Below are 21,762 nucleotides of genomic sequence, written 5' to 3'. Positions count from 1 at the left end.
TAATAAGAATCTTATTATGCAGAATATCCAAGATTTAAAGGAAAAGATTTTTTTTGAATCCATGAATATCATTGATAATCTGGACAAAATAAGTCACATCGATGAATTACTTTCCAAGCAAGATCTTGTAGATGAGCTTGCTAACAGGATTTCTTTTTTGAAACTGCTGGAAAAGAATATTGAATATTTCGTTACAGCAGATCCGGTACAAAATCCGGACTACCAGCACCTCTCTTTTGTGTCGGGAGATACAGATCATCATGATTCAGGAAACGAAGTAACGGAAGAGGAAGCTATCTTCAATAATGAGCTGAACGAAATTGATGAAAATGAAGTTTTCTCAGAGGCATCTGAAGAAGAACAGGCCGTTTTTAACAATCAGCTGAATGATATTGTTGAAAACGAATTTCACGAAAATCTTGTGAGTTTTGTAGAAGAAAACCAACAGGACAATAATCGGGAAGGAGCTCCTGAACAGGAAGCCCTGGAAGAAGAGGCTGTTTTCAATAATCAGCTGAACGAAATTGACGACAATGAAATTTCAGAAGAGCAGAGAGCTGTTTTGAGCTTTGTAGATGAAGATAAAATTCTTGCAGACTCTAAACCGGATTCCGACGAAGATCTTAACGAAGATCTGTTTCATCACGAGATGACAGCGGAAGAAACTTCTTTCAAAAATCAGCTGACAGATATAGACAATCAGGAAGAAGAGCAAACCACAGAAACAGAATCTCGAAAAGAAACTGATTTTGCCGTGGTAGAGGATGTTAAAACTTCGGTTACTGAAACTATTCCTAGTATTTTCGATACAGAAACACTGGATGATGAAATACTGATTGAAGAAAATGAAGAACAGTTTGTAGCGTCAAATGCTGCCATAGAACAGGGAGAAATGACCACGGAAACTTCTAATGTAGAAAACATTCTTAGTGAGATAAAAAATGACCATTCTGAAGAACCTGCCAGGGAAGAAAGCATTCTTGCCGAAGTGTATGACAGAAGGAAAATTGTTGAAATAGACAGGCCTGTTCCTGAAGATACAGACAGACATCCTTCTGATGAAAGCTTTGAAAATTTAGAAGCCTATCAGCAGGAGAAAAAAATAAAATTAGCCAATATCAAAGGGTTGAAAGCCGTTCAGTCACTTTTTGATGATGATCATCTGGAAACAGAACTTCCACTTCCTAAGGAAAAAGAGCCGGCAGCAGTGAAAGAAGATACAGGAAGCATCCTGAAATCTAACATTCCTACCCAATTTATGGAAGCAGAGAAGCAGAAACCTGAATTTAAGCTGGACCTGAATGACCGCATTGCGTTCTCAAAAATGCTCTTCGGAGGAAGCCAGACTGATCTGAATGATGCAATATTTCAGCTGAACCAATTCAAAACACTGGAGGAAGCCAAAGAATATCTCAGTGATCTGTATTACGAAAGAAAATGGAATAAGGTGGATGAATATGCACAGAGACTTTGGATATTGGTGGAAAATAAATTCTTATAATTTTGAGCGGAATCCTATATTTTGTTCCCACACCCGTTGGGAACCTGGAAGATATGACATTCAGGGCGGTAAATGTCCTGAAAGAAGTAGATTATATTTTATGCGAAGACACCAGAACTTCCGGAATACTTTTAAAGCATTTTGAGATCTCAAAACCTTTGAAATCTTATCATCTGCATAATGAACATCAGGCAACCGATAAAGTGATTGCTGACCTTAAAAGCGGCCAGAATATCGCAATCATTACGGATGCAGGAACTCCGGGTATTTCAGATCCCGGATATTTACTGGCAAAAGCAGGAGCAGACAATAATATTGATATGATATGCCTTCCCGGGGCTACAGCGCTGATTCCGGCATTAGTGGTTTCCGGACTTCCCAATAACGAGTTTTTGTTCGCCGGCTTTTTACCACAGAAAAAAGGTAGACAAACAAAGCTGAAGCAGCTTGCGGAAGAGAAAAAGACCATTGTGCTTTACGAAAGCCCTCATAAAATCAATACCACGCTGGAGCAGATTAAAGAATTCTTCGGAGAAGAAACCAAAGTAAGCCTAAGCCGTGAGATCTCTAAAAAATTTGAAGAAACTAAACGTGGAACAATCAATGAATTGATTGAGTTTTCCAAAAGTAAAACTTTAAAAGGCGAGATCGTTCTTATTGTCAATAATTCTATGTAATTTTTCTTGAAGAAATTAGTTTTTATTTTATGTTCTGTAGTCTGTACAGCACAGACTAACCAATATATGAAAGTGATTCTGTCTAAAAAGACAGAAAAGGAGATAAGTTCCTATTCTGAAGGATATGGAACGTTTTACAATGCAGGTGATAAGAAACAGGGTATTGTAGATTCTTTAGGGAATATTACTTTTGAATCTCCATATAAGGAAAGTATTTTGCATGTTTTTAAAAACAGATTCATTCTGTATTCTGAAGATGGAAACAGTAGAAAATCAGCCATTATTGACGAAACCGGTAAAGAAATTATTCCAATGGATAGTCAGGAGTTCAATACACACTGGTGGAGCAGAGAATGTATTATTTCTTCTAAGCAGGATAAAGAAGCCGTTTTTGACTTTAACGGGAAGGAAATCATTCCGTATGCTGAAAAGATCCGTTTTTCTGGCAAGAACAGGTTTTTTGTTTTAAAAGATAAAAAATGGTTTCTGTATGACCTTACCGGAAAGCAGCTCAGTACCCGCGCGTTTAAAGAATATTATAACTTCGAAGACGGAAAAGCACTTATTATTAATGATGACAGCGAAAATGAAATCGTCGGAAATAACGGACAGACACTTCATCAATTTTCAAAACAAATTGTAAATATTAATGCATATCCGTATCTGATTACCCAAAATAAAAGTACAGGAAAATACGGATTGATGGACACCGATGAAAATATCATCGCTGAAGAAATCTATAACGATATTACTCCGGAATATTTTGGCAAAAAGGAATATATCTACCTCACAAAAAGCGGAAAGACAACCATTTTCAATAAGAAAGATAAGAAGCTGTATCCGCAGGCTTTTAAATACTTGAATCCGCTATCAAACAACCTTTTCAGTGTTTATAACGATAAACTGAGAAAATCCGGCATTGTAGATCTGCAGGGAAATATGATCTTTCCCCAGGACTACGATTTTATCAAAAGTTTTACCATTTCCGGCCAGGATTTTATCTATCTTAAAAAAGGAGATGAAGAGCAGTTTCTGGATGATAATCTGAAAAATATTATAGGAGAAGGAATTCAGGTTTTCGGTTTTTATCCGGACAATCTTATCATTGGAAAACAAAATCGCTATTACAGATTTTCCGTAAAGGATCAATCAATATCTGAATTAAAAAATATCAGCCAAATCAAAAATGAGGGAATAGAATATTTTAATATACTGAATCATTATTCAAAACCTTTGGTTTGCAGAAATACAGATAATTTATATGGTATTCTGGATGGGAAAGGAATAGAAATTGTACCCTTTATTTACGAGGATATTATCACATTCGGGAATGCTGAAAACGAAATTGTAGTAAAAAAAGAAGGCAAATTCGGTGTTTCAAACTTTCAGAATGAGCCTCTCAAAGAAATAATTTATGATAAATATTTCTGGCAGAAGGAAGTGCTGAAGCTGGATAAAGGCAAAAAAACAGATTTTATTTATTTCACCAGATTTAAAAATAACGCTGTTCAGCTTTAATGAAAATCCTAATAATTGTCAAAAAAATCCAGTATTTTAACAATTTAAATGGCTTGAATAACATTTTATAATATCTTTGCAAACCGTTTAATTCCGGAGAGGAATTGTAGAAGCAACAAGAGGCAGCTGTCACAAGCTGAATGAGTTATAAAAGAAAATAATTATCAATAGATATGAAAATATTAGAAGGAAAAGTAGCATTAATTACCGGAGCTACAAGAGGAATCGGTAAAGGTATCGCTGAAATGTTTGCTCAGCAGGGGGCAAAAGTAGCATTTACCTACGCGGGTTCTGTAGACAAGGCAAAAGAATTAGAAGCAGCTTTAAGTTCTGTAACCCAGATTAAGGGATATCAGTCTGACGCATCAGATTATGATGCTGCTCAGAAATTGGTGGAGGATGTAATGGCAGAGTTCGGGCAGATTGATATTCTGATCAATAATGCAGGGATTACAAAAGATAACCTGTTATTGAGAATGTCTAAAGAAGACTGGGATAAAGTAATCAAAGTAAACTTAGACTCTGTTTTTAATCTTACCAAAGCAGTAATTAAGCCAATGATGAAGGCAAGATCAGGATCTATTATCAATATGACTTCTGTAGTAGGAGTGAAGGGTAATGCCGGCCAGGCTAACTACGCGGCTTCTAAAGCTGGAGTTATCGGGTTTACAAAATCTGTAGCATTGGAATTAGGCTCAAGAAATATCAGATGTAACGCTATTGCTCCTGGATTTATTGAAACGGAAATGACCGCTGTTCTGGACGAAAAAACAGTGCAGGGATGGAGAGAAGAAATTCCGATGAAAAGAGGAGGACAGCCTGCGGATATCGCTAATGCATGCGTATTCTTAGGAAGTGAAATGTCAGCATACATTACAGGACAGACATTAAACGTTGACGGTGGTATGTTAACTTAAAATATAAAAAGGCTGCAATCTGCAGCCTTTTTTATTCTAGTTAAAAACCTGATTTTCCTGTTCCTGGACTCTGATAAAAGTTGTTCTCTTGGAAAGCTCTTTAAGTTTAGAAGCTCCTACATAAGTGCAGGTGGATCTTACCCCTCCTAAAATATCCTTTACCGTTTCCGAAACAGGGCCCTTATAAGCCACTTTCACTGTTTTTCCTTCAGAGGCACGGTATTCAGCCACCCCTCCCGAATGTTTATCCATTGCGGTTTTTGAGCTCATTCCGTAGAAAAGACGATACTTTTTGCCATTTTCTTCAATCATTTCGCCGCCGCTTTCATCATGGCCGGCAAACATTCCGCCCAGCATTACAAAATCTGCGCCTCCTCCGAAGGCTTTTGCAACATCTCCGGGTACTTTACAGCCACCATCTGCAATGATATGCCCTCCCAAACCATGAGCGGCATCCGAACACTCAATAATGGCAGAAAGCTGCGGATATCCTACCCCTGTTTTTACTCTTGTAGTACACACAGATCCTGGGCCAATACCCACTTTTATGATGTCAGCCCCCACCAAAAGAAGCTCTTCTACCATTTCTCCGGTAACCACATTTCCGGCTATAATAATTTTATCAGGAAAATTGGCTCTTGCTTTCTTCACAAATTCAACGAAATGCTCAGAATAGCCATTGGCTACATCTATACATAGAAACTCAATTTTTGGATGCTTTTCAAGAATTTGTCTTATTTTTTCTTCATCTGCTTTTCCTGTTCCGGTGCTTAAAGCAATATACTGATGAATGCTTTCCGGCTGGCTGTCGAGAAAATGGCTCCATTCTTCGGGAGTATAATGTTTATGAACTGCTGTAATGATTTTTTCTTTGGCAAGCTCCACAGCCATCTCAAAAGTTCCTACCGTATCCATATTGGCTGCAATTATGGGAACTCCGGTCCATTTTTTCTTAGTGTGCTTAAAGGTAAATTCTCTTTCTAAATTAACTTCCGATCGGGATTTTAAAGTAGAACGCTTAGGGCGGAACATTACATCCTTAAACCCCAGTTTTATGTCATATTCTATACGCATTTTGTAATTATTTGTCAGAATAAAGGTAGTGAATATTATGAAATAGTGTATTTTTGAAATAATGGATTTTCCTGTAACATTTCATATTTTCGGCAAAACAATCCTTGCTCATCCACTTTTTGAGGCAGGTGGAATGTTTCTGGGCATGAGATATTATTTTTATCTGAAACGAAAGTCCAGAGAAAAACTGTCATTCAATACCTCTGCTGCCGTTTTAATAGGCGCCACAGCGGGAGCTTTGGTAGGCTCCAAGCTGATTGGTAATCTAGAAAACCCCTATACTTTATTTGAGAATTTCAGTATTAAAAAATTTTGGTCAAACAATACCATAGTAGGAGGCCTGGCCTTTGGGCTGTTAGGGGTTGAATTAGCAAAAAAGATAGTCAGTCATAAAGAAAGTACAGGTGACCTGGTGGTGTTTCCTTTAATGCTGGCGATGATTATAGGGCGGATCGGCTGCTTTCTTACCGGAGTTTATGAAGAAACCTACGGCATTCCTACAGACTCTGTTTTTGGAATGCATCTGGGAGATCAATACCTCAGGCATCCGGTTGCTTTATATGAAATAGTATTTCTGATTATTCTATGGCTGGGATTAAGATATATTCAGAAACAGAAGAATTATAAGTCAGGCTTTCTTTTTCAGATCTTTATGCTGAGCTACTTTACATTCAGATTTTTATTAGATTTTATAAAACCACGGGTTGAATTTGCTGGAAATCTGGGAACCATCCAGCTTGTCTGTATTTGTATAATTATTTATTACATTTATGCTCTTAAAAATACTCAAACCACTTTAAAATATTCAAGATGAAATTATTAACACTTTTGGAGGTTGGTGATATGACCGGTGTGGTAATCGTTATCGTTGGCGTCATAATTATAGGCGCTTTATTATTGTCTCTTATTGTTGCAGGTATTGCAAAACTGATTTATGAAAGTAAGGACAACAGGAAATTCAGCAAAAAACAATTTATACAAACAATGCTTATCTCCCTTCTGATCTGTGGATTGATCAGCGGTTACATTTGTGGGTAAGCAATTAAAAAAATAACGATGCCAGTAAGAAACTATACGTATTACGACTATACCATCAGCCTTTGCCCGGAATGCCTTAAAAGGGTAGGAGCAAAGATTATCATAGAGGATGAAGCTGTTTTTATGACCAAGAGATGTCCTGATCATGGCTTTTTTAAAACAAAAATAGCTTCCGATGTACATTATTATAAAAACATAAGAAACTATAATAAAGCTTCAGAAATGCCTCTTCATTTCGGAACTGATGTAGAATACGGATGTCCCTATGATTGCGGACTTTGTGTAGACCATGAACAGCATAGCTGTCTTTCTATCGTAGAAGTTACAGACCGCTGTAATTTGACCTGCCCGACATGTTACGCAATGTCTTCTCCGCACTATGGAAGTCATAGAACGCTGGAAGAAATAGAAGCCATGTTTGATGTCATTGTAAAAAATGAGGGTGAGCCGGATGTAGTCCAGATCAGCGGTGGCGAACCCACTATTCATCCGGAATTCTTCAAAATTATGGATATTGCGAAGTCCAAACCTATCAAACATCTCATGCTGAATACCAATGGAGTCAGAATTGCCAATGATCCGGGATTTGCTGAACAGCTGGCCACTTATGCCCCTGAGTTTGAAGTTTATCTTCAGTTTGATTCATTCAAACCGGAAGTTCTGGAAGATTTTAGAGGTAAAGATCTTACTGCTGTAAGAATGAAAGCATTGCAAAAGCTTAATGAGCTTAATCTTTCCACGACGTTAGTTATTGTTCTTCAGAAAGGCAAAAATATTGATGAAATCGGAAAAATTATAGAATTTGCGCTTAAGCAGAAGTGTGTGAGAGGAATTACCTTCCAGCCCGTTGAAATTGCGGGAAGAAACCGGGAAGATTCTGCTCATGAAAAAATTACTTTAACCGAAGTAAGGCAGGAAATCATCAGTCAGTTTCCTTTATTAAATGCTGATGATATTATACCGGTTCCCTGTAATCCGGATGCCTTGGCGATGGGATATATTTTGAAACTTCAGGACGAAACCATTCCTTTAACCAGATATATCAATCCTGCGGATCTTCTGAACAATGAATCAAGAAATACCATAGTTTACGAACAGGATAAAGGGCTGCATATGCAGCTGCTGGATATATTCAGTACAGGAATTTCTGTAGATAAAGTGCAGCCTAAAGTAAATCAGTTGCTATGCTGTCTTCCGGAGGTTTGTGCCCCGGATCTTGATTACGATAATCTGTTTAGAATTATTATTATGAACTTTATGGATGCTCATGATTTTGATGTACGGGCCGTAAAAAAATCGTGTGTGCACATTGTTAATAAAGATTTGAAGTTAATTCCATTTGAAACCATGAATCTCTTTTACAGGGATGAAAAAAAAGCTTACCTGGAAGAACTCAGAAAAGAAGATAAAGTGTTATTTTAATACCTAAAAAAGCGTGAAATAAAATTTCACGCTTTTTTATCTTTAATTTTTAAAATCTATTTTGCTTCTTTTACATTATCGAAAGTCATTACCTCTTCCAGTGTTTTCATGTATTCGTAAGCGGTAAGATCAAACTTTACAGGAACAATAGAGATATACCCGTTTGCCAAAGCTGTTTCATCAGCATCTTCAGAATCGTCCATATTATTAAAATATCCGGTCAGCCAGTAGTATTTTTTACCGTGCGGATTGATCCTTTCATCAAAGCTTTCTTCCCATTTGGCATGAGCCTGCTTACACACTTTCACTCCTTTTATTTCTTCAGCCGGAAGTTTTGGAATATTAACATTCAGTACAACTCCTTTAGGCATTGGATTCTCCAATGTTCTTTTTACAATGTTCTGAATAAATTCTTTAGCCTGCAAAAAATCTGCTTCCCAGCTGAAATCCAGCAATGAGAATCCAATAGCAGGAATGCCTTCTACACCAGCTTCTACAGCGGCAGACATCGTTCCGGAATAGATTACATTGATGGAGGAATTAGCTCCATGATTGATTCCTGAAACCACAATATCAGGTCTTCTCGTCAGGATTTTATCAAGAGCCATTTTAACACAGTCTACCGGAGTTCCGCTGCATGAAAAGTCTGTCTGCGGTCCATCCAGAGTAACTTCTTCAAAACTCAGGGTAGAATTGATCGTAATAGCGTGGCCTTTTCCACTTTGAGGAGAGTTGGGTGCTACTACCACCACTTCTCCTATTTCATTCATAAAATTTACTAGATTTCTGATACCAGGAGCTGTAATTCCGTCATCATTAGTTACCAGAATAAGTGGTCTTTCCATACATTATATTTATTTTTTTATTTAAACAGAGAAATTTGTTCACTTTAAGAACTGAACAAATAGATTTTCAACCCATCAAATGTAGTTAAAAATAAGAAGCAATAAAATACAGGATTGATTAATATTTATTGTGATTCAGGAATTGTAATCCTGATATTCTGAGCGCAGAACAGCAATGAAAAGGACTGTTTACCATGAGTTTAAGTCCTTGGAAGAATGAAAATAACAGAAGGAAAATACTATCATAATTCACCTCAGAACCTTACAGGCGCACATCCTGAAAAAGAACACCTGAAAATCCTGAGGTTGTTAATTGATCGTTCAACAAAATAATATGCTAGTCGAGAGGTTTTCTGCCAGATATGATATTGTACAGAATCACAACAATGGCAATAACCAATAAAATATGAATTAAATAACCTGTGCTAATTCCGGGAACTATATTTAACATTCCCAATAGCCACACAACGATGCAGATGACTGCTACTAACCATAGTAAACTTTTCATAACTTAAAATTTTGAATTTGTATGTTTAATTATCTGCATATTTTATGCCTTTATTCATAAAAAACAATTTTTGTGGTATCTGTTTTTATATTATGATATTTTTACAGGATGTTTTTTTGTATCAGATTATCTCTGTATGAATAGAATTTTTATTCCTTTAACAAAAAAATAGATAAAACTGCCTGATAATTACAAATAAGGTATTAAATTTGATCATTTGTAACAGTACCAGACTTACGGCTACTAATTACGATACATATTTAAAATTTAATAATATAAAGACAGTTTATGTGGAAAAATTTCAAACTGAATAAATTTTTACTTCTTATTCCATTAACCAGTCTGATGTTTTGTTTCAACTCGCCAAAAAATGACGATGAAAAGATGCAGACGATCATGGTGAGCGTAAAAAACACACTTTCTTATCTGCATTATAGCCCAAAGACAATCAATGATGCCTATTCGAAGGACGTTTATAAGCATTATTTCGAATTGGTAGATCCTGCAAAGAGATATTTCCTGCAATCTGATATGGATGAATTCAGCAAGCATGAGACAAAGCTTGACGACTATATCGGCCAGGGAGACCTTACATTCTACAAACTTACTATTGACAGATTGTACCAGAGAGTAGATGAGATTGATAAGATCACACAGGATATCTTCAGCAAGCCGATCAATCTTCAGGAGGATGAAACGCTTACTTTAGAGCCAAAGCTGAAAAAAATACCTGCCAATAAGCAGGAACAGTATAATGAGTGGAAAAAATTCATCAAATACAATATCCTTCAGGAAGTTGAATCGTTGAACAGCAAAGAAGAAGCTCAGAAAGAAAAGAAAGATTCTGTTCAGAAGTACAAACTGAAAGATACCATCAAGCTGAAGGTTCTTACTCAGGATGAAAAGATCAAAAAAGCAACGGATGAGGTCAAAGATCTTGTAAAAGATACTTTCACGAGATTCAAGAAGAGAAAGAAAATGGATTGGTTTACGGTGTATATGAATGCTTATACAGAAGTTTTTGATCCGCATACCAACTATTATTCTCCAAAAGATAAAGAAGACTTTGATACCCAGTTTACCGGAAAAGTAATCGGTATCGGAGCAGTGATTCAGGAGAAAAAAGGAAATCTTTACTTAGGAGCTCTTACTATTGGAGCACCGGCATGGAAGTCAAAGCAGCTTTCTGAAGGTGATAAAATCCTGAAAGTAAGATCTAAACCAAAAGAAGACGCTGTAAATGTAGTAGGAATGCTTTCTGATGAAGCGGTAAGATTGATCAGAGGAGAGAAAGGAACACCTGTAACGCTCACCGTTCAGAAAAAAGACGGAACCATCAAAGATGTAACAATGATCCGTGAAGAAGTTGCGATTGAAGATACTTTTGCAAGAAGTATCGTAGTAAACACTCCAAACGGTAAGAAATATGGATTCATTAACCTTCCAAGCTTTAATGCTGATTTTGAAAATGCCAAAGGAAGAAATGCTTCCGATGATATCAAAAATGAAATCATTAAGCTGAAAGAACAGAATATTGAAGGTATTATTCTGGACCTAAGAAATAACGGAGGAGGATCATTAACTGAAGTAGGCGATATTATGGGGCTTTTCATGGAAGCGGGTCCATACGTTCAGGTAAAAGACGGAAACGGGAAAATACAGACGCTTAAGAATAAAAATGAAACTCCAATCTGGACAGGTCCGCTTGTCATCATGCAAAATGAGCTTTCGGCTTCAGCTTCAGAGATCCTTGCAGGAGTAATGCAGGATTACGGAAGAGCAATGATTATCGGATCTCCACAATCTTTCGGGAAAGGAACGGTTCAGACTTTTGTAGACCTGAACAGATTCCTGAACACAGAAGATGATTTCGGATCTTTAAAACTGACTATCCAGAAGTTCTACAGAATTACCGGAGAATCTACACAGAGAAAAGGAATTGTTTCTGATATCCAGATGAAAGATTTCTTTACTTATGCTGAAGTAGGAGAAAGATATGATGATTATGCCCTGGCATGGGATAAAATTTCGCCTACAAAATTCCAGAAGCTGAACTACTTTAATATTCAGGCATTGGAAAAAGCCAGTGCTGGAAGAATGGCTAAAAACAGCAATTATCAGTTACTACTAGAATCTGCTCAGTGGAGAGAAAAACTGGATAAAGAAGAAAATATCACTTTGAACATAAACAAGTTTAATGAACTGATGAAGAACAGAAAGTCTCAGATTGAAAAGTTCAAGGCGTTGACAAAATTTGAAAACGGACTTCAGTTTACGATGTATCCAAGTGAAATCGAAAGAGAGAAAAAAGATGAAGCTTTCAAGAAAAAATCTGAAATGTGGATCAAGAATCTGAAAAAAGATCTTTACCTGCAGGAAGCAATGAATATTGTATCAGATATGGGAGCTAAATCCTAAACATAAAAAACCGCTAATGAAAATTAGCGGTTTTTTTATTGAAGAAAAGAATTAATTACTTAATCTCTACGCATCCCACTCTTCCTCCTGCATTTCCGGTAGGCTGGGTATGGAAATCATCAGCGGCAGCATGTACAATAAGGCCCTTTCCAATGATGTTTTTAGACTCATCTGTACAGCCCAGACACCATTTGTCTGTCTTAAAAGTTAATGTTGCAGTTCCACTCTGATCAGCCACCAGGTTTCCTATATCTCCCATATGGAAATGTTCGGCACCCCATTTACCATGATCATTTTTAGAAGGATTCCAGTGGCCTCCGGTAGAAGTTCCGTCTGCTGCGGAGCAGTCTCCTTTTTCATGAATATGTACGGCATGAATTCCAGGAGTAAGATTGGTAATATCCAGTTTCATTGTTACCTCATTTCCATTTTGAGTGAACTTGGCTGTTCCTCCGGTCTGTGTTCCGCTTTTGGCATTTACGGAATACATTTTTGTGGTTCCGCATGAAACGGCTAAAAATGCAAATCCAGCCAGTAATGCTAATTTTTGTACTTTCATTTTTAAATGATTTATAGTGATTTTACGATAAATTTAAAAAAGATTTTCCAAAGCGCTTTATGATCTCACTCTTTTTTACAAAACACATCGGAATAACCACTGCAGCAGAGCTTTTGTTTGCCTTACATTCAAAAGATATGGAATGGAAGTTAATGCACTGAAAAAGGAGATGAAAAAAAGCTTATTTTAGATGTCATAAGCAATTTATAAATCCGGTATCCGGAAGAAAAATATGATTATTCTGTATACAATCATTAGCCGGGAGAAACACGAGTCTCTTTTAAACAAATATCTGCCTGCATTTTCTCAGGAAGACAGACAGAACATTCTGAGATACAGAAGATGGCAGGATGCGCAGCTGTCGTTACTCGGAAAACTACTGTTACAGTACGGATTGAGAACACACTATAACATCGCTGAAGCAGAAACAGGGATTCTTCCCAACAGGAAGCCTTATCTTAAGAATTATAATGTCCATTTTAATATATCGCATTCCAGGGAGCTCGTGGTGTGTGCTATTGCAGAATATCCTTTAGGAATTGACATAGAATTCAACGATCCTAAGGTCAGCTATCATGATTTTAAATTTCAAATGACGGGTCATGAATTTCAGGAAATTGACAGCTCTGATAATAAAACAAAAGAATTCTTTGCCTGTTGGACGAGAAAAGAAGCTGTTATAAAGGCCCACGGAGCCGGAATGACAATCCCGTTGGATACTTTTGAAATTATAAAAGACGAGTGTTCCATTGAAGGAGAAAGATTTTTTACCAGAGCAGTTTTTATTCATGAAGATTACCACAGTTATGTTGCTTCGTCAAATCATAAAATAAAAGATGAGGTAGCTATTATTACATATTTTGAAGCGGAGATGTAATGTAAAAATGAAGCGATTTTCGGATAAGCGCAATAAATGAGGAAAAAAGAGGTGGATTTTTGCATTCCGGTTCATTAATTACCATTCGGTAGCAAAAGAATGCCTTTCGGTAATAAATTTTTTACAGAAAGGCATTTCTCACCCTATTTTTGAACCAGAAAACAATAAAAATGAAAACACAAGGACAAAATATACTGTTTCTGATTCTGCTTGTCACTTCCATTTTGGGCTATTCCCAGGTGAAAATATCAGGAAAAGTTTCCTTCAAAAATAAAGGAGTAGCGGATGTAAATGTGACGCTGAAAGATACTTATGACGGTAGTACTACAGATGCTCAGGGTAACTTTACATTCGAAACCTCAGAGAAAGGCGCACATATTATCACTTTTACCCACCCGAAATATGAAAATGTGGAAAGAACAGTTTCTCTTGAGAATCAGGAAGTTTCTTTAAGTATAGATCTTAAAGAACAGATCAGCGAGATTGATGCGGTAGTAGTTTCCGCAGGATCTATTGAAGCCAGCGATAAGAAAAGGGCAACAGCTTTGCTCAGCCCGATTGATATTTATACAACGGCAGGTGCAGACGGACAGATTTCTTCGGCACTAAACTATCTTCCGGGAGTACAGAAAGTGGGAGGAACAGAAGGGCTGTTTATCAGGGGAGGTACAGGAACGGAATCTAAAATTTTTATGGACGGAAGTCTTATCAACAATTATTTTTCCAATTCGGTTCCGGGAATTGCGGGAAGAGACCAGTTCAACACTTCTCTTTTTAAAGGAAACATATTTTCTAGCGGAGGCTACTCTGCGCTGTACGGACAGGCTCTATCGGGGGCATTGATGCTGGAGAGTGTTGATCTTCCTGATGAAAGCTCTTACAGTATTGGGATTTCACCTATTTTCGTGAATGCCGGGTTTCAGAAACTGGATGATCATAAAAACTATTCCTACGGCGCTACGGCAGGGTATTCCCTTTTGAGCCTGATGCAGAAAGTTTTTAAATTTAATACAGATTTTGTTGAAGCACCACAAGGACTTAACGGGGATCTTAATTTCAGATTTAAAACCAAATCAGGAGGCTTTTTAAAATATTATGGAATGTTCAATTCCAATAAAATGGGGGTGAGATCAGAAAGTCTGGAACCTGAATATGATTTCAGCCTGGTGAAGCTTAACGGTAAAAATACATTTCACAACCTGTCTTTCAGGCAAAAATTCGGAAAATACCTTCTGAATGTGGGAGGCTCTTACTCTTACAACAGATCGGATCTACATTTTTCTACAGAAACCAATGATATTGAGTCGAATAGAAGCCAGCTTCTGACAGATGGAAATTATCTGAATTTCAAAGCAGTAATGGAAAGAAAAATTAACAGAATCAGTGCAGTAAGAGGAGGAGTTGAACTGAATAATACCGATGAAAATCTCAACTTTGAAGCGGTACAAAAACATTATAAGGACTTAATTTCTTCCGCTTTCTTGGAAACGGATCTTGGTTTCAGCAATGCATTGTCTGCCAAAATAGGAGTAAGGGCAGAACATTCTTCCTTTTTAGGAAAAAATAATATCGCTCCCCGTTTTGCTATTGCCTACCGCCTTGCAAAAGACTGGACTACTTCATTGGCTTACGGTCTTTTTTACCAGAATCAGGAAAGTAAATACATTAATGGACCTGCCCACCTTGATTTCCAGAGATCACAGCATTATATTTTTCAGATTCAGAGGGCTTCAGAGGGCAGAACATTGCGTTTGGAAGCATTTTACAAAAAATATGACCAGTTGATTAAAACATTCAATGTTACACCGGATAAAGAGCAGAATCAGCAGATTCAAACAGCTTTAAACAATAATGGATACGGGTTTGCAAAAGGATTGGAGTTTTTCTGGAGAGATAATAAAAAGACGTTCGAAAATATTGATTATTGGGTCAGTTACTCCTATTTGGATTCCAAAAGAGATTTCCTGAATTATCCTGCTAGCCTGAAGCCAGGTTTTGCTGCCGAACATACGCTTTCTGCAGTCGCCAAAAGATTTATTCCGGAATGGAAACTTGGGGTAAATCTATCTTATACCTATGCAAAAGGACGCCCTTATTATGATATTGCTTCTGCATTTGAAAATGATAAAGCCATTAATTATACCAGGCATGAAGGCAGGTTAAAGGATTATAATGCCCTGAATTTCAGTATTAATTATCTTCCGAATATCGGTAAAAAAGATGCAAAAGCGTTTCCGGTATTTGTACTGAGTGTCAGCAATATCTTAGGATCCAGGAACATATATGGATATAATTTTTCCGCAGATGGTTCCAGAAGTTCAGCAATCGTTCCGCCAGTCAATACTTTTGTCTTTATAGGAGCATTTATAAGTTTCGGAGTAGATAAAACAGATGATGCGATCAATAATAATTTATAAAAAACATATCTTAGAACAAAGAATACAACTAACTTTAAAATGTAATATTATGAAAAAATACCTTTTAAGCTTTGCTTTAGCTTTTGTGAGCTTAACAGCTTTTGCACAGGCAGATTATGACAAAATAATGACTGAAAAAATAGCCAGAATAGAAACCTGCAAAACACCTGATGATTTTCAGGCCTTGGCCAATGATTTCCAGAGAATAGGAAGTAAGGAAAGTACAAAATGGCTTCCGGCCTATTACGCAGCATTTTCTTATATTCAAAAAGGAAGAACATTGATGAGAGACGGAAAGATGCAGGAACTGGATGTGATTGCAGATCAGGCAGAAAAACATCTTTCTATGGCTCAGAATCTTGCCGGAGCGGATAATGCAGAAATTCACCTGCTGAGAAAAATGTCCTATTCTTTGAGAATGATGGTGAATCCTGCACAGCGTTATATGACAGACGGTGCAAGGGCAGCAGAAGAAATGAACGTTGCGGAAAAGCTGGATCCTTCCAACCCAAGAGTTGCCCTTATCAAGGCAGAAGATGTGTATTTTACACCTGAACAGTACGGAGGAAGTAAAACCAAAGGTTTGGAGATGTTTAAAGATGCTCAGGCAAAATTCAGCGCATACAAACCCAAGACAGCGCTGGATCCTAACTGGGGTAAAGCAGAAGCTGATTATTTCTTAAGTCTGCCGGCGGAAAAAGCAAAATAATATGCTCTGTATTTCATCATAATCAACCTTCATTCGTGAAGGTTTTTTCGTACCACTCAGCGAAGAAAATCTGCCTTTCAGCAAGAATTAATTTTTGATACCTTTAATAAAAACTAATTTTGAGCCAAGAAAAAGATCATGAAACGAAAATACCTCATCATATTACTTTGGACATCGTTGGGAACTACGTTATTTTTCTTTTTATTTTTTAATAATGAGAAAAATCTGAATAATTTTCTGATCACGTTGCTGCTTTCCACCATGTATTCTTTTGTACTCGGGTTTGGAAACGGATTTATCAATGAATTTCTCAACAAGAAATTTCCCTGGTCTGAAGCTACAAGAACCAGAGCCATTGTAAGTATTATTTCCATCATTATCGGGAATTTTATTCTCGTATACTTCTGTAATTACATGAATTATGTGGTCATACAAAAAACGGCAACTGCAGAAGAGTTCTTTTCCGCAAAATATGGTACAACCAATTGGTTTATGATCAATATTGCTCTGCTTATTTCGGCTTTTCTCCATGCTAAAAGTTTTATGGAAGAGCTGAAGAAAACTTCCAGAAAAGAGGTAGTAGAACAGAAGTTAATCGCCAAATCTGCAAACGCTCAGTTTGAAAGTTTAAAAAATCAGCTGGATCCTCATTTTCTCTTCAATTCTTTGAATGTTTTAAGCGCTCTGATTGATGAAAATCCGCAGCAGGCTCAGAAGTTTACGGCTTCAATGTCAAAGATTTACCGGTATGTACTTGAACAGAAAGATAAAGAGCTGGTAACGGTGGAGGATGAAATAGAGTTTGCCAAAACCTACTGTGATCTTTTGAAAACAAGGTTTGAAGACAGCGTAGACTTTACTTTTGATGTGAGCGAGGAAGACTATCAGAGATATGTGGTTCCGCTGGCTCTGCAGCTGCTGCTGGAGAATTGCATCAAACACAATTTTGCTACGTCATCAAAACCGCTGACCATCAGGATTTTTTCAGACGGAAATACACTCTGTATAGAAAATAATCTTCAGGTGAGGGAACAGATAAAAGAAAGCTCCGGGATTGGTCTTGCCAATATAGTACAGCGTTATTCTCTGCTTACGGAAAGAAACGTATTCATAGAAAAATCGGAGGATCATTTTAAAGTGAAGCTGCCAATGCTTATGGCTAAGCCGCACGTTTCCAGTACAAAACCAGAAGAGGAGTCTGAGGCTTACAAAAGAGCACAGAAAAGAGTAAAAGAGATTAAAGGATTTTATAAAAATCTTATCTCTTACTGCACCGTATGCTCTTTTTTAATTTTTATCAATCTCTTTACAAACAGCAGAAGCCAATGGTTTTGGTTCCCGGTGCTGGGGTGGGGAATTGGAGTAGGTTCTCATGCCTTTCAGGTATTTGGAGTAGGAGATTCATGGCAGGAGAAGAAGATTCGTCAGATTATGAACAAACAAAAAAAATAAAACGATGGGAAAATTTGATGAAAATGACATGGATTACCAGCGTGCCAGAAGGCAGGTGGAAAGATTGCGGGGCTTTTACGGACATTTATTTGCGTATGTGGCAGTAAATGCAATGATAGTGGTGTACAACTGTATGAACCTTAAGCCTGGAGAAAGTTATTTTCAGTTTAAAAACTTCTTTACAGCCACTTTCTGGGGAATAGGATTGGCGGCACATGCACTTAGCGTTTTCCTGCCCCGCATCAGTTTTATCAGGAAGTGGGAAGATAATAAGATTAAAGAACTGATGGAAAAACAGAAACAGCAGTAAAAAATACTTTTAACTTTAAAAAACGGATTCAAAATGAGCACTTTATCAACTTTGTTTTACATTTCAATGGCCGCATGGTTTCTCACAGAATTTCTTTACAAAAACATGTTGAAATCCGGCAGAGAAGATCAGAAGAACAAAGATAAATCTACCCTGAATATTTTATGGCTTGCTATTCCTTTTTCTATTCTGAGTGCTGTAGTCCTGTCTTATACTACTCATTTTCCTATTGCAGGAGGTATCTGGATTCTGTACCTGGGAGAGCTGTTTATTATCACGGGAATTATTTTCAGATATCTGATCATCAGATCACTTGGAAAATATTTTACGGTAGACGTTACCATAAGAAAAGATCATCAGATCAAGAAAGAAGGGTTCTATAAATATCTGAGGCATCCTTCCTATGCTTTTTCTCTGCTTACATCTCTAGGTCTTGGTTTGTACTTAAATAACTGGCTGTCATTAATTTTAGCTTTTTTACCGCCGTTTATCGCTTTTGCGTACAGGATTAAGATTGAAGAGCAGGCACTGGTGGAAGAGTTTGGAAATGAGTATATTGAATACAGGAAAAGCACAAAGAAACTGATTCCGTTTATCTATTAATAGTCCATTTTTACGATTCGGGCAGCAAAATCTACCATTCGGTAATATAAAATTGATTTCAACCCTTGTACTGCGCTACCTTTGATTCAAGAAAAAAATAAAATCATCCTTAAAAAACAAAAAGTATGGAAATTTTACCAAATAAAGAGACGATTGCTTACAGAAAAGCTTCTAAAAGAGTTAGAGAATTGAAAGAGTTTTATGGAAACCTTACTTCTTACTGCCTCGTGATTCCCTTTTTAGCGATTATAAACCTTTTGACTGCTCCCGGGTATTTATGGTTTTTGTGGCCTGCAATGGGATGGGGAATAGGAATTGCGTTTCATGCGCTGAATGTATTCGGAATTGGAAAAAGCTGGGAAGAAAGAAAAATAAAAGAGCTGATGGAGAAAGATGAAAAACAAAAAATAAAAACCTATTAAACAATAAAATTAACTAAAAACTTATACAATCATGGATTACGAAACAGCCTCTGCAAGAGCAAACAGCCTCAGAAAATTCTACAAAAGCATTTTTATATTTGCCCTGTTTGCTGTACTTATTATTCCTGATGATATTTTCGGAGAAGAAATTGTCCATTTCAGTCTGTTTGACAGATACACGATCCTTGGGATCTGGGGATTTATAATTCTTGTCAAAGCGGCTAAACTGTTTCTTTTTGACTCCGAATGGGAAAAAAAGATGATTGAAAAAGAACTGAGAAAAGAGAAGAAACCAATAGATTATTAAATTTGCCTGCTTTTATTTAACTTTATTTTTATAAAACCTGAAAACCAAAATTAGACTCGATGATCAAAACTGTCATTATAGAAGACGAAAAGCCTGCTTCCAGAAAATTGGAAAGAATGCTGGGTAACTTCCCCGAAATAGAGCTTATTGCTAAAATAGAATCCGTAGAAGAGGGAGTGGCATGGTTTTCTGAAAATGATCATCCTCAGCTGATCTTTTCCGATATTGTTTTAGGGGATGGATTGTCTTTTGATATTTTTGAGAAAGTTCCTACCAAAGGTTTCATTATTTACACGACAGCTTTTGATCAGTATACCCTGAAAGCTTTTAAGCTGAACAGCATTGATTATCTTTTAAAACCTATTCTGGATGAAGATCTGCAGGGAGCAGTGGAGAAATTTAAATCTTTTATTCCTGCCAGTGATACAAATGGCTCTCAGGATATCAAGCAGCTGATCAGAAAAGAAAAATCTACCCTTTCCAGAGTTCTGGTTAAAATAGGATATAACCTCAAGATTATTCAGACGCACGAAATAAGCTGTTTTTTCAGTGAGAACAAGATCGTTTATCTGCAGACAGAAGACCGTTTTTACCCATCAGATTTTACACTGGATGAGCTGGAGGATGTTCTGGATCAGAAAAAGTTTTTCCGGGTAAACAGGCAGTTTATTATAAGCTCGGATTATATCAGGAATATTCATACTTCACCGTACTATAAAGTAGAGCTGGAATTTCAGCCGGAAGAAGAAATAACAGTCAGCAGAGACCGCGTGAAGGACTTCAAAGACTGGCTCGTCAGCTGATAAAGCGGGGAAATATACCTTCCCACATAACCTAAAAACTAACACCATGGATCTTATATTATTGATTTTTAAACTATTTCTTTCGCTCTTTTATACCTGAAAACTCATTCTCAGGTATTATAAAAGTCGCTCGCAGACTGTACAAACTGCTGAAAAGCTTCTGTTATTTCCTTAGCGTGCTTGTGGGTAAGCGGAAAAGGAACCATATGGGAATATTCGAATGGAAAATCTTTGATTTCAACATCCACATTGATATTTCTGTAACCTCCCTGCAGCGTATTTAACGCTTCTATTGGAGGAGCAACGCTGTCTTTTTCCAGTACATAAGCCTTGATCTGAGACTGAATTTCAAGAATCCTTTCTTCCCTTTCTTTTTGAAAATAATTGTAACGGAGCAGCTTTTTGAACCAGCTTTCCTGGGGATGCAGATCCTCATTCTGATAATGTTTCAGGCGGGGATCTGATTTGAAGTCAGAACTTAACAGCTCCGTAAAAACAGACTGCATTTTAACGGTTGCCTGAGTATCCATGATGTATTTCGAAACCGGGAACATCCTGTCGATCGTCATCCCTCCACAAAAGCAGAATACTTTGGATTGGGTGAAATAACGGTGAGGATCTGCCATTTTGATGATCAGAGAAAGAAAAGAGCCTATAGAATAGCCAAACAAATCCAGAGTAGCTTCTTTAGAAATACTGTTGATTTTCCCCTTTTTGATATCTTTTACTACTTCCGTAATATCGCAGTACGTCTGGAGGCCGGACCAGAAAATTCTTTGAGGATGAGCTTCCAGTCTGGAGCTTATGGCAGCATTCACGTAGGAATCATTCATATTTTCCGGGTATTGCTTTCTCCTGAAATGAACAACCTCCATCATATGATGACGATCACTCCAGATGGGTTCCGAACGGTCCATGTGAAATGCAATAGGGAATAAAATGACGGCTTTTTGTGTCCTTTGAGCCAATTCATAGGCCCATGGAAGGTATTTATCCCACTTCTTTTCGTTCAGTCCGTGGAAGAAGAACAGAGCGCCTTCGGCTGTTTCTACATCTGCCGGTTTGAGGATGTGATATTCAAACTTTTTATTGCATTCAATAGCAAAATCTTTAATGTCTACCGCTGGCTGACCATAAAAAAGATATCCTTTTTCGTTAATTTTCAGTTTTTGCTGGTGCTTGCTGCAATGCTGATTTTCTGAACCGTACAGCAGATCACAAACCTTAGATTCAAATGGAACTGATTGAATAGTGACATTCAGCTCTTTGATTTCAACCCTGCCTTTCCCGGAATCAAAATGACTTTTCAAAACTTCATACAATTCAAAATATTCCATAGCAAGTAAATAGAAGGGTTCACAGTAACGAACTGTCAAGTTAGAAAA

The 21,762-nt window shown here is 37.2% G+C and carries 22 protein-coding genes; 17 read left to right on the top strand and 5 right to left on the bottom strand.

What is annotated here, in order from left to right:
* The first annotated feature begins 16 nt into the window (after positions 1-16).
* From BLW74_RS14390 to fabG, 4 genes are all read left to right on the top strand, one after another.
* Complete coding sequence (locus tag BLW74_RS14390) at positions 17-1,501, top strand: hypothetical protein (protein WP_089693307.1); 1,485 nt, start codon at positions 17-19, stop codon at positions 1,499-1,501.
* Positions 1,502-1,503: 2 nt separating this feature from the next.
* Positions 1,504-2,178 carry a 16S rRNA (cytidine(1402)-2'-O)-methyltransferase gene (gene rsmI / locus BLW74_RS14385; protein ID WP_089693304.1) on the top strand — a complete coding sequence of 225 codons (675 nt, stop codon included), beginning with the start codon at positions 1,504-1,506 and terminating at the stop codon, positions 2,176-2,178.
* Positions 2,179-2,184: 6 nt separating this feature from the next.
* On the top strand, positions 2,185-3,696 hold the full coding sequence (locus tag BLW74_RS14380) for a WG repeat-containing protein (RefSeq protein WP_139265746.1): 1,512 nt from the start codon (positions 2,185-2,187) through the stop codon (positions 3,694-3,696).
* Positions 3,697-3,869: 173 nt separating this feature from the next.
* Complete coding sequence (gene fabG / locus BLW74_RS14375; RefSeq protein WP_047377912.1) at positions 3,870-4,613, top strand: 3-oxoacyl-[acyl-carrier-protein] reductase; 744 nt, start codon at positions 3,870-3,872, stop codon at positions 4,611-4,613.
* 36 nt (positions 4,614-4,649) lie between these two features.
* On the opposite strand, the gene BLW74_RS14370 is transcribed toward fabG, so the two are convergent.
* A complete protein-coding gene (locus BLW74_RS14370; RefSeq protein WP_089693300.1) occupies positions 4,650-5,687 on the bottom strand; it encodes a GMP reductase in 1,038 nt (345 codons plus the stop codon).
* A 61-nt stretch (positions 5,688-5,748) separates the two neighbouring features.
* Between BLW74_RS14370 and BLW74_RS14365 the strand changes: the two genes are divergently transcribed.
* From BLW74_RS14365 to BLW74_RS14355, 3 genes are read left to right on the top strand one after another with little or no spacing between them, the layout of a single operon-like run.
* Positions 5,749-6,501, top strand: a complete 753-nt coding sequence (locus BLW74_RS14365; RefSeq protein WP_185116361.1) for a prolipoprotein diacylglyceryl transferase — start codon at positions 5,749-5,751, stop codon at positions 6,499-6,501.
* Entirely contained in the window at positions 6,498-6,725 is a 228-nt protein-coding gene (locus BLW74_RS14360; protein ID WP_089693296.1) for a hypothetical protein, read from the top strand. Before BLW74_RS14365 ends, BLW74_RS14360 begins: the two co-directional genes overlap by 4 nt.
* An 18-nt stretch (positions 6,726-6,743) precedes the next feature.
* Positions 6,744-8,147, top strand: a complete 1,404-nt coding sequence (locus tag BLW74_RS14355) for a radical SAM protein (protein WP_089693293.1) — start codon at positions 6,744-6,746, stop codon at positions 8,145-8,147.
* A 56-nt stretch (positions 8,148-8,203) separates the two neighbouring features.
* Here BLW74_RS14355 and surE read toward each other — a convergent pair whose 3' ends face one another.
* Positions 8,204-8,992 carry a 5'/3'-nucleotidase SurE gene (gene surE, locus BLW74_RS14350; RefSeq protein WP_089693291.1) on the bottom strand — a complete coding sequence of 263 codons (789 nt, stop codon included), beginning with the start codon at positions 8,990-8,992 and terminating at the stop codon, positions 8,204-8,206.
* Between the two features lie 337 nt (positions 8,993-9,329).
* Positions 9,330-9,500: a lmo0937 family membrane protein gene (locus BLW74_RS22255; RefSeq protein ID WP_139265745.1), complete on the bottom strand. Its 171-nt coding sequence runs from the start codon at positions 9,498-9,500 to the stop codon at positions 9,330-9,332.
* 288 nt (positions 9,501-9,788) lie between these two features.
* Here BLW74_RS22255 and BLW74_RS14345 point away from each other — a divergent pair, with 288 nt between their 5' ends.
* Positions 9,789-11,918 (top strand): carboxy terminal-processing peptidase, encoded by a 2,130-nt coding sequence (locus BLW74_RS14345; RefSeq protein ID WP_089693289.1) that lies wholly within the window; start codon positions 9,789-9,791, stop codon positions 11,916-11,918.
* A gap of 55 nt (positions 11,919-11,973) precedes the next feature.
* On the opposite strand, the gene BLW74_RS14340 is transcribed toward BLW74_RS14345, so the two are convergent.
* A complete protein-coding gene (locus BLW74_RS14340) occupies positions 11,974-12,477 on the bottom strand; it encodes a superoxide dismutase family protein (protein ID WP_089693287.1) in 504 nt (167 codons plus the stop codon).
* A gap of 232 nt (positions 12,478-12,709) precedes the next feature.
* On the opposite strand from BLW74_RS14340, the gene BLW74_RS14335 reads away from it, so the two are divergent.
* The 9 genes from BLW74_RS14335 to BLW74_RS14295 all read left to right on the top strand — a co-directional run bounded on the left by BLW74_RS14335 (position 12,710) and on the right by BLW74_RS14295 (position 20,377).
* Entirely contained in the window at positions 12,710-13,354 is a 645-nt protein-coding gene (locus BLW74_RS14335) for a 4'-phosphopantetheinyl transferase family protein (RefSeq protein ID WP_089693285.1), read from the top strand.
* A gap of 170 nt (positions 13,355-13,524) precedes the next feature.
* Positions 13,525-15,771 carry a TonB-dependent receptor gene (locus tag BLW74_RS14330; protein ID WP_089693283.1) on the top strand — a complete coding sequence of 749 codons (2,247 nt, stop codon included), beginning with the start codon at positions 13,525-13,527 and terminating at the stop codon, positions 15,769-15,771.
* Between the two features lie 49 nt (positions 15,772-15,820).
* Positions 15,821-16,480, top strand: coding sequence for a hypothetical protein (locus tag BLW74_RS14325; RefSeq protein WP_089693281.1), 660 nt, complete (start codon positions 15,821-15,823; stop codon positions 16,478-16,480).
* A 138-nt stretch (positions 16,481-16,618) separates the two neighbouring features.
* Positions 16,619-17,932 (top strand): 2TM domain-containing protein, encoded by a 1,314-nt coding sequence (locus tag BLW74_RS14320; protein ID WP_089693279.1) that lies wholly within the window; start codon positions 16,619-16,621, stop codon positions 17,930-17,932.
* A 4-nt stretch (positions 17,933-17,936) separates the two neighbouring features.
* Entirely contained in the window at positions 17,937-18,242 is a 306-nt protein-coding gene (locus BLW74_RS14315) for a 2TM domain-containing protein (RefSeq protein ID WP_089693277.1), read from the top strand.
* 33 nt (positions 18,243-18,275) lie between these two features.
* On the top strand, positions 18,276-18,845 hold the full coding sequence (locus tag BLW74_RS14310; protein ID WP_089693275.1) for a methyltransferase family protein: 570 nt from the start codon (positions 18,276-18,278) through the stop codon (positions 18,843-18,845).
* Between the two features lie 125 nt (positions 18,846-18,970).
* Complete coding sequence (locus BLW74_RS14305) at positions 18,971-19,267, top strand: 2TM domain-containing protein (RefSeq protein WP_089693273.1); 297 nt, start codon at positions 18,971-18,973, stop codon at positions 19,265-19,267.
* Positions 19,268-19,298: 31 nt separating this feature from the next.
* Positions 19,299-19,574, top strand: coding sequence for a 2TM domain-containing protein (locus BLW74_RS14300; RefSeq protein WP_089693271.1), 276 nt, complete (start codon positions 19,299-19,301; stop codon positions 19,572-19,574).
* Positions 19,575-19,633: 59 nt separating this feature from the next.
* Positions 19,634-20,377 carry a LytR/AlgR family response regulator transcription factor gene (locus BLW74_RS14295; protein ID WP_089693269.1) on the top strand — a complete coding sequence of 248 codons (744 nt, stop codon included), beginning with the start codon at positions 19,634-19,636 and terminating at the stop codon, positions 20,375-20,377.
* A gap of 110 nt (positions 20,378-20,487) precedes the next feature.
* Here the strand turns inward: BLW74_RS14295 and BLW74_RS14290 are convergent, their stop codons facing one another.
* Positions 20,488-21,714, bottom strand: a complete 1,227-nt coding sequence (locus BLW74_RS14290) for a DUF6051 family protein (protein ID WP_089693267.1) — start codon at positions 21,712-21,714, stop codon at positions 20,488-20,490.
* Positions 21,715-21,762 lie beyond the last annotated feature (48 nt).

The organism is Chryseobacterium culicis (assembly GCF_900108365.1).
Classification (GTDB): Bacteria; Bacteroidota; Bacteroidia; order Flavobacteriales; family Weeksellaceae; genus Chryseobacterium; species Chryseobacterium culicis.
The sequence above is the reverse complement of the archived record's forward strand: the minus strand, read 5'-3'. Positions and strand labels throughout refer to the sequence as shown.

What these genes read in the sequence shown, in the direction of transcription:
- BLW74_RS22255 (WP_139265745.1), bottom strand. Translation starts at nt 9,500, where the DNA reads ATGAAAAGTTTACTATGGTTAGTAGCAGTCATCTGCATCGTTGTGTGG.
- BLW74_RS14330 (WP_089693283.1), top strand. Translation starts at nt 13,525, where the DNA reads ATGAAAACACAAGGACAAAATATACTGTTTCTGATTCTGCTTGTCACT.
- BLW74_RS14290 (WP_089693267.1), bottom strand. Translation starts at nt 21,714, where the DNA reads ATGGAATATTTTGAATTGTATGAAGTTTTGAAAAGTCATTTTGATTCC.
- BLW74_RS14390 (WP_089693307.1), top strand. Translation starts at nt 17, where the DNA reads ATGCAGAATATCCAAGATTTAAAGGAAAAGATTTTTTTTGAATCCATG.
- BLW74_RS14345 (WP_089693289.1), top strand. Translation starts at nt 9,789, where the DNA reads ATGTGGAAAAATTTCAAACTGAATAAATTTTTACTTCTTATTCCATTA.
- BLW74_RS14295 (WP_089693269.1), top strand. Translation starts at nt 19,634, where the DNA reads ATGATCAAAACTGTCATTATAGAAGACGAAAAGCCTGCTTCCAGAAAA.
- BLW74_RS14320 (WP_089693279.1), top strand. Translation starts at nt 16,619, where the DNA reads ATGAAACGAAAATACCTCATCATATTACTTTGGACATCGTTGGGAACT.
- BLW74_RS14300 (WP_089693271.1), top strand. Translation starts at nt 19,299, where the DNA reads ATGGATTACGAAACAGCCTCTGCAAGAGCAAACAGCCTCAGAAAATTC.
- BLW74_RS14315 (WP_089693277.1), top strand. Translation starts at nt 17,937, where the DNA reads ATGGGAAAATTTGATGAAAATGACATGGATTACCAGCGTGCCAGAAGG.
- fabG (WP_047377912.1), top strand. Translation starts at nt 3,870, where the DNA reads ATGAAAATATTAGAAGGAAAAGTAGCATTAATTACCGGAGCTACAAGA.
- BLW74_RS14305 (WP_089693273.1), top strand. Translation starts at nt 18,971, where the DNA reads ATGGAAATTTTACCAAATAAAGAGACGATTGCTTACAGAAAAGCTTCT.
- BLW74_RS14325 (WP_089693281.1), top strand. Translation starts at nt 15,821, where the DNA reads ATGAAAAAATACCTTTTAAGCTTTGCTTTAGCTTTTGTGAGCTTAACA.
- BLW74_RS14365 (WP_185116361.1), top strand. Translation starts at nt 5,749, where the DNA reads ATGGATTTTCCTGTAACATTTCATATTTTCGGCAAAACAATCCTTGCT.
- BLW74_RS14335 (WP_089693285.1), top strand. Translation starts at nt 12,710, where the DNA reads ATGATTATTCTGTATACAATCATTAGCCGGGAGAAACACGAGTCTCTT.
- BLW74_RS14340 (WP_089693287.1), bottom strand. Translation starts at nt 12,477, where the DNA reads ATGAAAGTACAAAAATTAGCATTACTGGCTGGATTTGCATTTTTAGCC.
- BLW74_RS14370 (WP_089693300.1), bottom strand. Translation starts at nt 5,687, where the DNA reads ATGCGTATAGAATATGACATAAAACTGGGGTTTAAGGATGTAATGTTC.
- BLW74_RS14355 (WP_089693293.1), top strand. Translation starts at nt 6,744, where the DNA reads ATGCCAGTAAGAAACTATACGTATTACGACTATACCATCAGCCTTTGC.
- BLW74_RS14360 (WP_089693296.1), top strand. Translation starts at nt 6,498, where the DNA reads ATGAAATTATTAACACTTTTGGAGGTTGGTGATATGACCGGTGTGGTA.
- BLW74_RS14310 (WP_089693275.1), top strand. Translation starts at nt 18,276, where the DNA reads ATGAGCACTTTATCAACTTTGTTTTACATTTCAATGGCCGCATGGTTT.
- surE (WP_089693291.1), bottom strand. Translation starts at nt 8,992, where the DNA reads ATGGAAAGACCACTTATTCTGGTAACTAATGATGACGGAATTACAGCT.